Origin of the sequence: Algoriphagus sp. UBA3586, from assembly GCF_002376385.1 — a bacterium.
Lineage (GTDB): Bacteria > Bacteroidota > Bacteroidia > Cytophagales > Cyclobacteriaceae > Algoriphagus > Algoriphagus ornithinivorans.
Genome location: NZ_DFMT01000043.1, coordinates 1 through 12,983, shown reverse-complemented (window position 1 = coordinate 12,983; position 12,983 = coordinate 1). Strand labels below are relative to the sequence as shown.

General features: G+C 39.0%; 15 protein-coding genes. 12 read left to right on the top strand and 3 right to left on the bottom strand.

Features of this window, described 5'->3' with window-relative positions:
• The gene (locus tag B2906_RS15160; RefSeq protein ID WP_286941039.1) at positions 1-858 is read left to right on the top strand and encodes a transglutaminase family protein; all 858 of its coding nucleotides are present in this window, start codon (positions 1-3) and stop codon (positions 856-858) included.
• Here B2906_RS15160 and B2906_RS15155 read toward each other — a convergent pair whose 3' ends face one another.
• Complete coding sequence (locus B2906_RS15155) at positions 859-1,629, bottom strand: DUF6503 family protein (RefSeq protein WP_286941033.1); 771 nt, start codon at positions 1,627-1,629, stop codon at positions 859-861.
• A gap of 165 nt (positions 1,630-1,794) precedes the next feature.
• Here B2906_RS15155 and B2906_RS15150 point away from each other — a divergent pair, with 165 nt between their 5' ends.
• From B2906_RS15150 to B2906_RS15140, 3 genes are all read left to right on the top strand, one after another.
• Positions 1,795-3,015, top strand: a complete 1,221-nt coding sequence (locus B2906_RS15150) for a PepSY-associated TM helix domain-containing protein (protein ID WP_286941027.1) — start codon at positions 1,795-1,797, stop codon at positions 3,013-3,015.
• Between the two features lie 42 nt (positions 3,016-3,057).
• Positions 3,058-4,158 carry a glycoside hydrolase family 130 protein gene (locus B2906_RS15145; RefSeq protein ID WP_286941019.1) on the top strand — a complete coding sequence of 367 codons (1,101 nt, stop codon included), beginning with the start codon at positions 3,058-3,060 and terminating at the stop codon, positions 4,156-4,158.
• Between the two features lie 188 nt (positions 4,159-4,346).
• On the top strand, positions 4,347-5,429 hold the full coding sequence (locus B2906_RS15140; RefSeq protein WP_286941013.1) for a sulfatase-like hydrolase/transferase: 1,083 nt from the start codon (positions 4,347-4,349) through the stop codon (positions 5,427-5,429).
• Between the two features lie 235 nt (positions 5,430-5,664).
• Here B2906_RS15140 and B2906_RS15135 read toward each other — a convergent pair whose 3' ends face one another.
• Positions 5,665-6,003: a single-stranded DNA-binding protein gene (locus tag B2906_RS15135; protein ID WP_091655218.1), complete on the bottom strand. Its 339-nt coding sequence runs from the start codon at positions 6,001-6,003 to the stop codon at positions 5,665-5,667.
• Positions 6,004-6,485: 482 nt separating this feature from the next.
• Here B2906_RS15135 and B2906_RS15130 point away from each other — a divergent pair, with 482 nt between their 5' ends.
• The 5 genes from B2906_RS15130 to B2906_RS15110 all read left to right on the top strand — a co-directional run bounded on the left by B2906_RS15130 (position 6,486) and on the right by B2906_RS15110 (position 8,604).
• Positions 6,486-6,743, top strand: coding sequence for a hypothetical protein (locus B2906_RS15130; RefSeq protein WP_286941008.1), 258 nt, complete (start codon positions 6,486-6,488; stop codon positions 6,741-6,743).
• Between the two features lie 79 nt (positions 6,744-6,822).
• Complete coding sequence (locus tag B2906_RS15125) at positions 6,823-7,029, top strand: GDCCVxC domain-containing (seleno)protein (protein ID WP_286941000.1); 207 nt, start codon at positions 6,823-6,825, stop codon at positions 7,027-7,029.
• Between the two features lie 30 nt (positions 7,030-7,059).
• The gene (locus B2906_RS15120; RefSeq protein ID WP_286940993.1) at positions 7,060-7,416 is read left to right on the top strand and encodes a bleomycin resistance protein; all 357 of its coding nucleotides are present in this window, start codon (positions 7,060-7,062) and stop codon (positions 7,414-7,416) included.
• Between the two features lie 62 nt (positions 7,417-7,478).
• Positions 7,479-8,087 carry a hypothetical protein gene (locus B2906_RS15115; protein WP_286940990.1) on the top strand — a complete coding sequence of 203 codons (609 nt, stop codon included), beginning with the start codon at positions 7,479-7,481 and terminating at the stop codon, positions 8,085-8,087.
• On the top strand, positions 8,074-8,604 hold the full coding sequence (locus B2906_RS15110; RefSeq protein ID WP_286940980.1) for a GNAT family N-acetyltransferase: 531 nt from the start codon (positions 8,074-8,076) through the stop codon (positions 8,602-8,604). The genes B2906_RS15115 and B2906_RS15110 overlap by 14 nt, the downstream gene beginning before the upstream one ends.
• A gap of 107 nt (positions 8,605-8,711) precedes the next feature.
• Here B2906_RS15110 and B2906_RS15105 read toward each other — a convergent pair whose 3' ends face one another.
• Complete coding sequence (locus B2906_RS15105) at positions 8,712-10,067, bottom strand: glucoamylase family protein (RefSeq protein WP_286940974.1); 1,356 nt, start codon at positions 10,065-10,067, stop codon at positions 8,712-8,714.
• A gap of 83 nt (positions 10,068-10,150) precedes the next feature.
• On the opposite strand from B2906_RS15105, the gene B2906_RS15100 reads away from it, so the two are divergent.
• The 3 genes from B2906_RS15100 (at position 10,151) to B2906_RS15090 (ending at position 12,929) form a co-directional block, all read left to right on the top strand.
• Entirely contained in the window at positions 10,151-11,398 is a 1,248-nt protein-coding gene (locus tag B2906_RS15100; protein ID WP_286940966.1) for an ectonucleotide pyrophosphatase/phosphodiesterase, read from the top strand.
• Positions 11,398-11,796 carry a group III truncated hemoglobin gene (locus B2906_RS15095; protein WP_286940963.1) on the top strand — a complete coding sequence of 133 codons (399 nt, stop codon included), beginning with the start codon at positions 11,398-11,400 and terminating at the stop codon, positions 11,794-11,796. Before B2906_RS15100 ends, B2906_RS15095 begins: the two co-directional genes overlap by 1 nt.
• 116 nt (positions 11,797-11,912) lie before the next feature.
• Positions 11,913-12,929 carry a hypothetical protein gene (locus B2906_RS15090; RefSeq protein WP_286940955.1) on the top strand — a complete coding sequence of 339 codons (1,017 nt, stop codon included), beginning with the start codon at positions 11,913-11,915 and terminating at the stop codon, positions 12,927-12,929.
• Positions 12,930-12,983: the final 54 nt, after the last annotated feature.

Genomic DNA, 12,983 nt, shown 5'->3' with positions numbered 1-12,983 from the left:
ATGCTAATCCAAGTCAGACACCTTAGCGAATATCGCTATTCCAACCCTGTAGGTTTGGGAGTGCATAAACTATTTCTGATTCCACAGTATCGTCCTTTTTTCCGGATTGAGCATCAAAAGATCAAGATCGATCCGAAACCTGTTGATCATAATTACAGACAAGACTTAGCAGGAAATTGGTATCAACAGGCTTGGTTTGTGGGAGAAACTGAATCACTCAAGATCGAAACAGACTGGATCTTCAGACTGGATTCCTTTAATCCTTTTGGATTTATATTGGATAAAGGATTTGAGGACTCTGGTTGGAATCATGAGTACCCACATTTCAATTATCAGGAAGTAGAAAAGTTTTTACTCCCTTTTCTTGATCGTCCTGAGCCTGTCAAGTACCGGGATTTTATTACTCCCATAAAAAGTAAATCATCAGGGCTAGTCGATTTTTTAGTCAGGCTGACAGAAAAGATCCATCAAAACTGGGGGCATATCATCAGACATGAACAGAATATTTGGGCGGCAAGTTTGACGTATTCAACTAAAAAGGGTTCTTGTAGGGATTTGGCTTTGATGCAGATGGATATGCTCAAATCGTTGGGACTTGCTACTCGCTTCGTCAGTGGATATGCTTTCAATCCTGATTTGGAAGATGGACATGAATTGCATGCTTGGTTGGAAGTCTTTCTTCCAGGTTCCGGTTGGGTTGGAATGGACCCAAGTCTTGGGCTTTTTACAGACCATCATTACATCCCACTGGCTGTGCATGCTGATCCTGATGCCACAATGCCTATCCAGGGAGCATTTTTAGGTTCAGGTAAATCCGAGCTACATACTCACGTTGAACTCAAGCTAATTCGTGCCTGATTAGTTGGCCACTACTGCTTGTTTTTCAGGCATTTCAAAAATATCCTCATTCAAGGGGTCTTCACTAAGGACTACATCAGAAAAGCTTACCTGATAACGGATTCTACCGGTAGAATCTCCTTCCAAGGTATATCCTGTCATTATCCTTGGAAACACTAATCCTCCTGCATCTCGATAATCTTCATATTTCAAGGCATTAAACTGACTGTTGGATTGATCGAAAAAAGTCACAGTATAAAGTAACCATTGAAGCCTTTTGGTTTCAGGATCAACTAGCATAACATATTGATCTTCTGGACTATCTCCTTTTCCTTCATCAAAGGAAACCTCAAAGGCCTCAAACTCTTCCCCATTCAAAGTTTTATTGTCAACCTTTTTCACATTAACTCCTGGGTCAGTGAAAATGTAGGGAATGGAAAAAAAGTAGAAATAAAGATTATGATAAAACCTTACGGAATTACCAGCAAAAGCCTGCCTGTTTGGACTGATCCAAACCTTTTCTCCATCAAACCCAATTTGAAAATTCTGAGCGTCAATTCTTCCTTTTCTACTGTCCAAATTGAAAAAGTGATTTTCCTGGGTCAGATTAGTTTCATGAATCATGGTATAGGAAAAAGCCTTGGAATCTATCCATTTATTCCAATCTCCATGAGCATCCAATACCTGCTTGAATTCCTCCGGTTGCTCAAGTCTTGGATCAGGAGTTTTTTCTGCACAGGAAATTATTAGAATGATGATGATAGAACAAAGAAAGGTTGAGAGGCTACGCATGAGATTCATATTTGATCGGGAAGATAAAAACTTTCTATGCTTTTTACCCATTTAATCTCCGCGTTTAAATGAGAAAACTGGCGATTCAAATTATTTTTTAGAATTAGTCTTAATAATAAAGATTCTTGTTTTAATTTTGACCAAATCTAAATAAGAAAGATGTCCATGGCTCAGAAATCTACTCTTTGGAAGAAAGTTCGTTCAGTTTTTAATCAAATTCACCTCTATGCAGGATTGATATCCGGCTTAGTGGTTATTGCAGTTTGCTTGAGTGGAACTATCTATGTCTACAATACTGAAATCAAGGAATGGACTGATTCTGATAGATATTTTGTAGAAAAAGGAGAAGAATCCTTGTCTTTGGACGTGCTGAAATCTCAGATGGAAAGGAAGATGGAAGGAAAAGTCACTTCCGTTTTTGTATCTGAAGATCCTGAGAAGTCCGTTCAAATTGGATTTTTGAAAGCAGGAGAAGAGGGTAGAGGTACTACCTATTATGTGAATCCTTACACGGCTGAAATTTTAGCAGATAACTCTGAGCGAACTTCTGCAGAGGAATTCATGAGCTATATGTTTTCTCTACACCGCTGGCTGATGATTGATAGAGTGGAGGAGCCGATTTTGGAAAGTATGGGTAATCGGGATTTAGGAAGATTTATAAATGGAATCGCCACTTCTTTATTTCTGCTGGGAGTTATTACCGGAATTTTCATTTGGGTTCCACAAAAAGTGAAAGGCTGGAAGCAAGGATTGAAAGTGAAATGGTCTGGAAACTGGAAGCGAATTAATCACGACCTACATAACACCTTAGCTTTTTATTCACTGATAGCATTGTTTATCATGTCCGCAACCGGTCTTTTTTGGTCATTTCAATGGTACAGGGAAGGCTGGCAGAAAACATGGGATACCTATCAGGCACCCCAGGAAGAAAAATCTGAACCAGAGGAGAATATTGTTCCCGGACCAGCCAAAGAGTTCTCTTTAGACGAAGTATTAGCGTCTTCTCAGGAGATTTTGCCTTATGCTGGAAATACAAGAATTTCCCTTCCTTCGGATGATTCCCAAACGATTGAAGTTAACAAGTATAGAACAGGGTTTTTTGCAAGAGCGGGATCGGATCAGCTTTCTCTGGATCAATCAAATCTGAGCTTGGTTAATCAAAAACTTTTTTCTGATATGTCAGTGCGGCAGCAAATCGGGAGATCCGTGAAAAGTCTACACACGGGTGAGATTTTTGGGTCCTTCACGAAGTTTCTATGGTTTGTGGCTTGTCTTATTGCAACTTCACTACCTATAACAGGAACTTTGATCTGGTGGAATAAAAGGAAGAAAAAATCTGCGAAGAAAAAGTCAAAAGGAAAAACTGAGGTTGCACAAATGGCTTAAGACCTTTCAGGGTTTTGGGAGAAATATGCCTTAAATTGAGGCATGAAAAAACTTCTTCTACTCTGTTTATTCTTTTTGTTTGCCTTTGGTTCTGCTTTCTCCCAAGAGAAAAACTGGATCCTTGGCCCCTTTTTTAGGCCAAATGATGCTGTGCCTATTATCAGCCCTGATCCAGAAAGCACTTTTCTGGACCCCATGAGTCAGAGAACTGTTTTTTGGGAATCCATGGCAACCTTTAATCCTGCAGCCATTGTCAAGGATGGAAAGATTCTTGTCCTGTATCGTGCAGAAGAAAAGTTGGGGGAAAAGGAGATTGGCGGGCATACTTCCAGAATTGGGATGGCTATTTCTTCCGATGGAATCAATTTCGAAAGAAAATCAGATCCAATATTTTTTCCCGGCAATGATAATCAAAAGGAATTTGAATGGACCGGAGGCACCGAAGATCCTCGAATAGTTGAGACTGAGGATGGCTTGTATGTTCTAACCTATACGCAGTGGAATAGGGATGTGCCAAGACTTGCTGTGGCTATTTCAAAGGATTTATATAACTGGGAGAAAAAGGGTCCTATTTTTATCAATTGGAAGGTAGGCAAGTACCATAACGTTGAGTCAAAATCTGGAGCCATAGTAACCAAATTGGTAGACGGGAAATTGGTGGCTGCCAAAATCAACGGGAAATACTGGATGTATTATGGTGTGCCGCATATTTGGCTAGCAAGTTCTGAGGATTTGATTAATTGGACACCGGTAGAAAATCATGAAGGAAATAGAGTACCTGTTTTAAGTCCCAGACCAGGATATTTTGATTCTTGGTTGGTAGAAGCTGGACCGCCGCCTATTTTGACAGAAGATGGAATTGTGGTGTTGTATAATGCCGGGAACTCGCAAGCTGTTGGTGTTAAAAACTTGGGCAATCGGGTGTATACAGGTGGTCAGGCTCTTTTTGATGCGAATGAACCTTGGAAATTAGTAGATAGAACCGATGAGCCATTTATCCAGCCCGAGCTACCATTCGAAAAGTCTGGGCAATATCCGGAAGGAACCACCTTTTTAGAGGGTTTGGTTTATTTCCAAGGAGCTTGGTACTTGTATTATGGTACAGCGGATAGTATGGTTGGGGTAGTTGTGGATAGAGATTAGAGGCGAGAGACGAGAAGCGAGAGACGAGAAGCGAGAGACGAGAAGCGAGAGAACTGATGCGAGAAGTAAGAGACTCGAAGTTATATTTATGAGAGAAATTAGGGATAGGTATAATTTCTATGGGAGTTGCTTAGTGTTTGAGTGAAAAGTTTGAAATGAAGTTTTAAGAGAAAATACCTTCAATTACTATGAATAGTAAGTTGCTTTTTTTAGCCATTTTGGTGGGTTTATCGGGTTTTGCTCAAGCTCAAGAAGCCAAAAACATTATTTTGATCACCTTGGATGGCTTAAGGTGGCAGGAAGTTTTTTCGGGAGCTGATTCATTATTTCTCAGAGATGCCGAAATGGTTAAAAACCCTCAAGGCTTATACAATGAATTCTGGGAGACTAATCCCGTCAAACGAAGGGAAGTCCTGCTTCCATTTTTTTGGAACGCAATTGCTTCTACAGGACAGCTTTATGGAAATCGCCAATTGGGAAATAAGGTAAATACCCAAAATACCCATTGGTTTTCTTATCCGGGTTATAATGAAATTTTGAGTGGTTTTGCTGATGATCAACGAATCAACTCAAATGATAAAATTAATAACCCCAACAAAACCTTCTTGGAATACCTCAACCAAAAGGAAGGTTTTGCCGGTAAGGTTTTGGCTTTCGGCTCTTGGGATGTTTTTCCTTATATCATCAATGAGGAAAGAAGCGGAATTCCTGTGAATGCAGGTTTTGATCAGGCTGAAGGAGAGCACTTGTCTGATAAAGAAGAGTTACTGAATAGATTACAGACAGAGATTATTGGACCTTGGACCGAGGTAAGATTGGATGCTTTTACCCATCATTTTGCTATGGAGGCTTTGAAAAACCAAAGACCAAGAGCATTGTATATTGCCTATGGTGAAACGGACGATTGGGCGCATGAGAACCACTACGATAGATATCTTTGGGCTGCCAGGCAAACCGATGATTACATCAAAGAAATCTGGGAATGGGTTCAAAGTGACCCTGAATATCGGGACAACACCATCCTCATTATCACTTCAGATCATGGAAGAGGAGTTAGAAAGGATACCTGGTTGGGACATGGATCTTCTATTCCAGAATCCAGCGAAACTTGGATTGCTCTATTGGGAGCAGGAGTAAGCCCTCGAGGTGAAATTTCAGAAAAGGGGCAATGGTATAATGCACAAATTGCCCGAACGATTTTTGAAATGCTAGGCTTCGAGTACCCTGATGAAAAGGCAGCTAAGCCCTTGAAATTGACGTCAAAAAATTAGCAGGGTCTACTTTTTCAGCTTTAAGATATTCTCTAGCGATCGTTTGATTTTTAAAAAAGAAACAGAGGCTTTCTGAAATTCCATTTGACTTCTTGAGCAGGAGAGAATGCAAAATCGCGAAGTTGGAAGATGATTGGTTGAAATTAACTAACCATGAATCCAATTTCTAGAAATCACTTTAACTCAGTCTTTCAAAATTAGATTTTCGAGAAAGCCTCCATCTTTCCAAGATGAATTAAGGTTTTGAACCCATCAACATCACCTCGCTGACCACTACCTCGGTAATATATTTTTTTACTCCGTTTTTATCCGTGTAATTCCGGCTGCTCAATTTTCCTTCTATGCCGATTTCAGAACCTTTATCCGTGTATTTTTCCAAAATATCTACCTGCTTGTCCCAGATAACCAAATTATGCCAAGTGGTTTCGGTGACTTTTTCACCTTGCTGATTTCTGTAAGTTTCATTAGTGGCTAACCTGATTTTCCCAAGCTTTTTTCCTGATTCCAAAGTCTTTACTTCGACTTTGTCTGCCATTCTTCCGATGAGTTGTACTCTGTTTTTAAGCGCATTCATAATTGTTATAGTTTTAGTGTGAAATAATTTTTCGCCTTTGGCAAAATGTTGATTCAAAGTTGAAGGATAGGCGATCAGTTAGTCGGGAGGCAGTCGATAGTATCCGATAGCAGTCGTTTGTTGTCGGATAATTGGACTTTAGGAGACCCAATTCAAAAAAATCAAAAAAAAGTTTAGTGATTTTTTATACCTACTTGTTGGATAGGTCTTTTATTACTAGGCTGTACCTAGCTAAGGACTTATTTGATTAGTAAGAGAAAGGTTGATAAAGAATAAATTTCAGTTCAATTATTTACTGTATCATTACCTATAAGTTGGTCATAAATACATTTTATAAATAATCTGATTATCCGAAATCATGCTGGTTGACAAAAAGTCTTAATTAGTTGTTTTCGGTAAGAAAGCGGAAATCCATATTAAAAAAGTTGACATTGAAAAAGTCAGTTTTCTTATCTTTACCTATATCAAAATTGATTTGAAATATGAGTTTGAACCTAGCATATTACAGAAAATCAGACTGGAGCAAATTGATAGAGATGATTGATGATCCTGAAAAAATGCATGATACTTGGGAAGAGTGGTACCAAGACTTTTTGAGGGTCGAAAAACAATTAAAGTCTTTAGGTTTTTCACCCAAAAGAATCACAGTCGATTTGGATAAGCTTAAGAAATTTTGTCTTCAGAAGAGAATCAAGATTGATGGAAATGCCAGATCTTCTTATGTTAGCTCATTTAATTAGTTTTAAAACTAACGAATAAATCAATAAAAATTTATAACCGCTGAATATCTTATCATCAAATTATAGGTATTTTGAATTCATGGTCGTTCAACCTGATTCAACCATCACTTGCCCAAATTGTGGATTTCAAAAAAGAGAGCAAATGCCTGAAGATGCCTGTGTTTTCTTTTATGAATGTGAGCAATGTAAATCTATTCTCAAACCTCTTCCGGGTGACTGTTGCGTTTTTTGCAGTTATGGAACAGAGAAATGTCCGCCGATTCAAAAAGGTAATTCTTGTTGTTGAATTAGTCACTACTTAATAAAATTGAATTCTATGCTCACTGCAATCCACCCCAAGCTTCCCATGAGGAATAAGAACCTAACTCAAAGATATTATTGTGAGCAATTAGGTTTTGAGGTGCTTGGAAAGGCAGACTATGAGGATTACCTTATGTTAAAGAAAGATCATATTGAGATTCATTTTTTTCGGTTTACGGACCTTGATCCCAAAGAGAACTATGGCCAGGTTTATATCCGTGTCACGGGTATCGAAAAATACTATCAATCCTTAATTGATAAAAGAGTAGCTATTCATCCCAATGGACCGCTACAACTCAAGCCTTGGGGTCAAAAGGAATTTGCTTTACTTGATCCGGATAATAACCTATTGACTTTTGGTGAGTCGATATAAAAAGCTATTTGAAATTTTACTTCTATCTTTTTGGACTGAGTAGAAGCCCTTATTTTTCCAGGATGAAAGCAATTTTTCTACTATTTCTTCTTCTCTCACCACCCGCTCTTATTGCCCAAACTGGCTATAAAGATGAAATGGGAAGGGATGTAAGCAGGGAGTATTTTGAAAACCAAATCTTGGAAGGTCCCTATTTTGGTATTCCAGATGGAGAAGGAGGGAAAATATTGGTTCATAGGATGCCGTTTGGAAAGGTGGATCCCCAAGCATTTTTTGAGAAAACAGGAAATCTGGATGCGCTGAATCAAGGTAAATCACTGATTGTGATTTTTTACCCTGGCCAAGATGAATGTAATTCCACTGGTTCGGGAGATCGGACCAAGTCCTTTGAGAAGGAGCACAAAACTTTAATTAAATGGGCGGAAAAAGCTAATGCAGCCCCACCGATTTATCTTTATTCCAATCCTTCCGGTTTGGAAAGGTTTAAGGATGTAGTTACCTGGAAACCTGATCCGGATGGAGTATTTTCCCAAACATTTTTTCGATATCCATATCCTTGCGGAAGTTTTGTGGTGATACATCCATCGGGGGAGTTTCGAGGAATTTTAGGGGGATACCCTCTCAACCAAATTCAAGTTGCACTTAAAAAACTTCAGCGTGCCAACCGATAAGATTGATCTCAAAATCACTGCCCTCAAGAAGGAGGAATTACCAGAGCTGGTAGATATGGCTAGAAAGGCATTTATAGAAGCTTTCACCGAGGGTAATAAGCCTGAGAATGTAAGTTCATACTTAGATGAAGCATTTGCGTATTCCCAAATTGCCAAAGAATTTGAAGAACCTGCATCACATTTTTATGTTGCCAAATTAGAGGATACCATCATAGGCTACACAAAACTGAATGAAGTACCTGCCCAAACTGATATTCATGATCCAGAGAGTTTGGAAATAGCTCGCCTGTATGTTTTGAAAGAATATCTAGGGAAAGGTATAGGTAAGAAATTATTGGATTTTGGGATCAAATTCGCCAAGGAAAAAGGTAAAAAATATCTTTGGTTGGGTGTTTGGGAGCATAATGCCAGAGCTATTCGTTTTTATGAAAAAAATGGATTGAGAATTTTTGATTCACATCCCTTTCCTTTCGGGGATGAAATTCAAACAGATTATTTAATGAGGATTGATTTTTAAATTTTATAGACTCTTCCCTTTTACAGCTGGGGATTATTGGAGTAAAATTGTTTAGTGGAATTCTAAAACAGCAAGAATAAATCATAAAATTTATATCATTTTCAACATTAATTAGGGATTCTATATTCAAATCCCAGCTTATCCAATCCAGCCTGAATCTCAGGAGCATTCATAAATAGTTTCCAACCTAATCCTGAACGGTAATTTTCTATCATGGTCACCATTGGACCTTGATCTATTGCCAAATAGCGCTGTGGAAAAAAGTTATGATGAGGACTCATGGCATCGTAAAACCCATAAGGCCCAAGTACTTGGTCTCCGTAATTTTCATATAAATTTCTAATCACTTTCATGGACTCTTCCGGAGTATATACTATGGAAGAAACAGCTGCAGTCGGAGAAATGACCCCTGTGTCATTCCCCGGCCGATGCGCATCGTAAAAGTTGATTGAATAAGATGCAGTAAGTCCCCAAAGATTCTCTCCATACCCGGAAAATTTATTCGGGTTTGCAATACACCATGCTCGATTAATCAGTGTTTGGTTGGTGTTTTCCTGCCCATAATCTGCATAAGCATCTTTTAGCCCAAAAGGATGTAAGCCCAAATAGGAGTAATGTGCCCAAAATAACGGTCCTCCCAACTCTTCCGCTCCATTATGCCTAAGTTGAAGAGGGAAGCCATATCCACCCGCAGAAGGAGCTTTGATATCTCCAGACCTAGCCCATCCCTGATGGTAAACTTCGGAGTTGATGCTATGTGTAGGAGAGGAGGCTGCTAGGATGTAAGTGATTAATACCTCATTGTATCCCTCCAAAGCGAAATTCATGTCCCATCCAAAATTAGGGGACCAATGCCAGTATAAAACGTTCTGTCCTCCTCTTGTAAACCAACTCCAATCCATTTCCTTCCAGAGTTGATCTATTCTTTCAGCAATGTTTTTTTCTAATTCATTGCCATCTTTATAGTATTCCCGCACAGCCAATAAACCTTGCATCAAAAAAGCAGATTCTACCAAATCGGCTCCATCATCCTTTGGGGAAAAAGGAACAGTTTTACCGGTTTTTCCATCCAGCCAATGTGGCCAAACTCCGTGGTAACGGTCTGCTTTTTCCAGAAAGTTTAAGATTTTCTCAAATCTCCCTGCAGCCTGAACTCTGCTGATCCAACCTCTATCAATTGCTCCTAGTATTCCTATCAAACCCATTCCTGTCCCTCCAGTAGTGATCACATGGGCATCATTGGCCGGATAAACGCCATCCATGTGAATTCTTTCAGGTGCCATTCCAGAGTTAGGTTCAGCCCCATCCCAAAAATATTGAAACGTGTAATATTGAATTGTATCCAATAGTTCTTCATCACTGAGTTTCGTGACATTTTCATCCGGTACCTGGTCCACAGGATCGGTTTTTGGTGAATCACAAGCAATAAACAGTAGGAATGGAATAATATAAATCGTTCTCATAGGACTTTGTTAGCTGGGAAATAAGTTAATGAATAGATAGGTAAAAACTTATTCAGACCATATTTTTGGCAAAAAATAAGTTTATGAGGCTATTACTCTTAGGTTTTGTCATCGGTCTTTCTACTATTTTGAAAGCTTTTTCTCAGGATAAAGAAGATCAATATGTGATTTTGATTTCCCTTGATGGATTTCGCTATGATTATGTGAACCGGTTCCAACCAGAAAATCTAAGCAAGTTCATAGCAAATGGAACAGCCGCACAAGGCCTCATCCCATCTTTTCCCAGTAAAACATTTCCCAATCATTATACGATTGCAACTGGTCTGAAGCCCGAGCATCATGGCTTGGTTGATAATAGCTTTTATGATCCCAAAAAGGATAAGCAATACTCAATTTCTAATAGAGATGTAGTAACTGACGGCTATTGGTATGGGGGAACGCCGCTCTGGGTTTTAGCTGAGCAAAATGGGCTGACAGCTGCGAGTTACTTTTTTGTAGGCAGTGAGGCGGCCATCCAAGGAGTTAGGCCTAGTTATTATTACGATTACGATGGTAAGGTCCCTAACCTGACTAGAATCTCAAAAGTTTTTGAATGGCTACAACTACCGGAAAATGAAAGACCAAGATTGATTACGCTTTACTTTTCTGATATGGATGACACGGGGCATGCATTTGGTCCATCTAATGATGCAGCACTGAAGCAGACACTCAAACGTTTGGATAGGGAGTTAGGAGCTTTATTTGAAGGTTTGAAAAGTTTGGATCTTCCCATCAATGTAATCTTGGTATCTGACCATGGAATGGTGGAGGTGCCTAGGGAGAATTTGATTAATTATGAAGCCTTGGTGGATGGGGTAGAAGCACGAATTGTAAATTCGGGGGCTTTGTTGCATATGCACCTAAAAAATCCAGATAAAAAGGCTGAGATTAAAGCATTGATAGAATCCAGAGGAAAGCATATTCATGTCATTGATATAGCCGATCGTGAATATTATCAGGATTTAAGTTTGCATGAGGATTTGATGGGAGACCTTTTGATTATTCCTGATTTAGGATATTACCTGACAGATGATCGCGGGATGTTCCGATATCAAAATCGGGCTGCCATGTCCAAAACTGAAGTCTTTGGTGAGCATGGATTTAGTCCTGATTATCAAGAAATGCAGGGGATATTTTTTGCGAATGGTCCTGTTTTCAAAGAGGGACTTGTAATTGAGCCCTTTGAAAACATTCATATTTTTCCGATTATCTGTGAAATATTAGGCTTACCTATTCCTGATTCAATAGATGGTCAGCTAGAAGTTTTAAAGCCAATTCTCAAAGAAAACTGATGGACAGGGCTCTGATATCAAGTAGAAAGGAAGTTGATTTTTTGGTTCGCCGCTTTTATGATCAGGTTCGAAAGCATGAAGTTTTGGGGCCGGTTTTCAATCATGTGGTTCAGGATTGGGAGCACCACTTGGTGCATTTAAGTGACTTCTGGGAAATGATCTTACTCCAAACAGGGCCTGGAAGGGGGAAATTTAATCCTACAAAGGTGCATAGAGAGGTAGATGCTCAGGTAAATCATTCAATTGAGCAGTCGCATTTTGGACATTGGTTGGAACTGTGGTTTGCAACCATCAATCGATATTTTGAGGGGGAAGTTGCTGACTTTGCTAAAGAGCATGCCCGTCGTATGGGGCAAATGCTTTTTATGAGAATTTGGGAGGCTAGGAATAATTCCTAATTCTTAATCCTTTGAATATCTGACCTTTTTTGTTAGCTTGATTGTACTATTTCAGGATTTTTTAATGCCTGACTCAATTGGCTGAATCTTGAATATTTTTACCTAATCAATGACTTATGAAACTCAGATTTGCACTCATTCAGCTTTGTTTATTCTTCTTTTTTTCCGTCCCACTTTTAGCTCAGGGAGACTTATTTACCAATCAGGAAACCTTGGACTTGAGGATGAAATTCTCTATCAAGGACATGAAGAAAAACACCAATGATTCGACCTATGTAGATCAAGTAATCTGGTATAAAAATGAAGCAGGTGAATGGGAAGAATTGGAAGTTGAAATGAGGACTAGAGGGAATTTCAGGCTCAATAACTGCTATTATCCACCTATGCGTTTGAAGGTAAAAAAGAAGCAGCGCAAAGGCACTCCGTTTGAAAACAACAAAAGCCTGAAGTTGGTCATGCCTTGTAATCGTGCGAGTAATGCGGATTCTTATGTGATCAAGGAATTGATATGTTACAAGCTTTTTGATGAAGTAAGTGAATATACTTTTTCCACCCGAATGGTCAGACTCCACTTCGAAAACGAGGATGATAAGAGAGGTGAACAGGAATTAATTGGTTTTTTGATAGAAGACGATGATGATGTAGCTGATCGTTTTAATGCGCAAATTGTAGATGATAAAAAGATCCTGGGGACTTTATTGGAAGACTCAGCTGCATTGAGACATGATTTGTTTCAATTAATGATTGGGAATACCGACTTTTCGGGATTGTATAAGCATAATCAAAAAGTCATGCAATTGGACGAACGCACAGTGGTTCCCTTGGCATATGATTTTGATATGACTGGCCTTGTCAATCCACCCTATGCACAGGTGAGTAATCTCGTCGATATTGAAAAGGTGACAGATAGATTATATCGTGGTTTTTGTAGAGAAGAGGCAATCACCCAGACGATTCGAAAAGAATTTATCGCCAAAGAACAAAGTATCTATTCTGTAGTTAATCGATATAGTGATTGGTTAAGTACAGGAGACAAAAAAGAAATTGACAGATTTCTGAGAGATTTTTTTGAAATCCTGAACAATGACCGGTCTTTTGAAAAGTTCGTGGTCAAGGCATGTAGAAGCTATTAAACTTTTAGCTTGAAATTCATCTTTATTAAATACCCAGATTCAAGTAATAATTGC

Bases quoted from the DNA above. Each gene is read 5' to 3' on its own strand.
- B2906_RS15160 (WP_286941039.1), top strand. From the start codon at position 1: ATGCTAATCCAAGTCAGACACCTTAGCGAATATCGCTATTCCAACCCT.
- B2906_RS15155 (WP_286941033.1), bottom strand. From the start codon at position 1,629: ATGCGTAGCCTCTCAACCTTTCTTTGTTCTATCATCATCATTCTAATA.
- B2906_RS15150 (WP_286941027.1), top strand. From the start codon at position 1,795: ATGGCTCAGAAATCTACTCTTTGGAAGAAAGTTCGTTCAGTTTTTAAT.
- B2906_RS15145 (WP_286941019.1), top strand. From the start codon at position 3,058: ATGAAAAAACTTCTTCTACTCTGTTTATTCTTTTTGTTTGCCTTTGGT.
- B2906_RS15140 (WP_286941013.1), top strand. From the start codon at position 4,347: ATGAATAGTAAGTTGCTTTTTTTAGCCATTTTGGTGGGTTTATCGGGT.
- B2906_RS15135 (WP_091655218.1), bottom strand. From the start codon at position 6,003: ATGAATGCGCTTAAAAACAGAGTACAACTCATCGGAAGAATGGCAGAC.
- B2906_RS15130 (WP_286941008.1), top strand. From the start codon at position 6,486: ATGAGTTTGAACCTAGCATATTACAGAAAATCAGACTGGAGCAAATTG.
- B2906_RS15125 (WP_286941000.1), top strand. From the start codon at position 6,823: ATGGTCGTTCAACCTGATTCAACCATCACTTGCCCAAATTGTGGATTT.
- B2906_RS15120 (WP_286940993.1), top strand. From the start codon at position 7,060: ATGCTCACTGCAATCCACCCCAAGCTTCCCATGAGGAATAAGAACCTA.
- B2906_RS15115 (WP_286940990.1), top strand. From the start codon at position 7,479: ATGAAAGCAATTTTTCTACTATTTCTTCTTCTCTCACCACCCGCTCTT.
- B2906_RS15105 (WP_286940974.1), bottom strand. From the start codon at position 10,067: ATGAGAACGATTTATATTATTCCATTCCTACTGTTTATTGCTTGTGAT.
- B2906_RS15100 (WP_286940966.1), top strand. From the start codon at position 10,151: ATGAGGCTATTACTCTTAGGTTTTGTCATCGGTCTTTCTACTATTTTG.
- B2906_RS15095 (WP_286940963.1), top strand. From the start codon at position 11,398: ATGGACAGGGCTCTGATATCAAGTAGAAAGGAAGTTGATTTTTTGGTT.
- B2906_RS15090 (WP_286940955.1), top strand. From the start codon at position 11,913: ATGAAACTCAGATTTGCACTCATTCAGCTTTGTTTATTCTTCTTTTTT.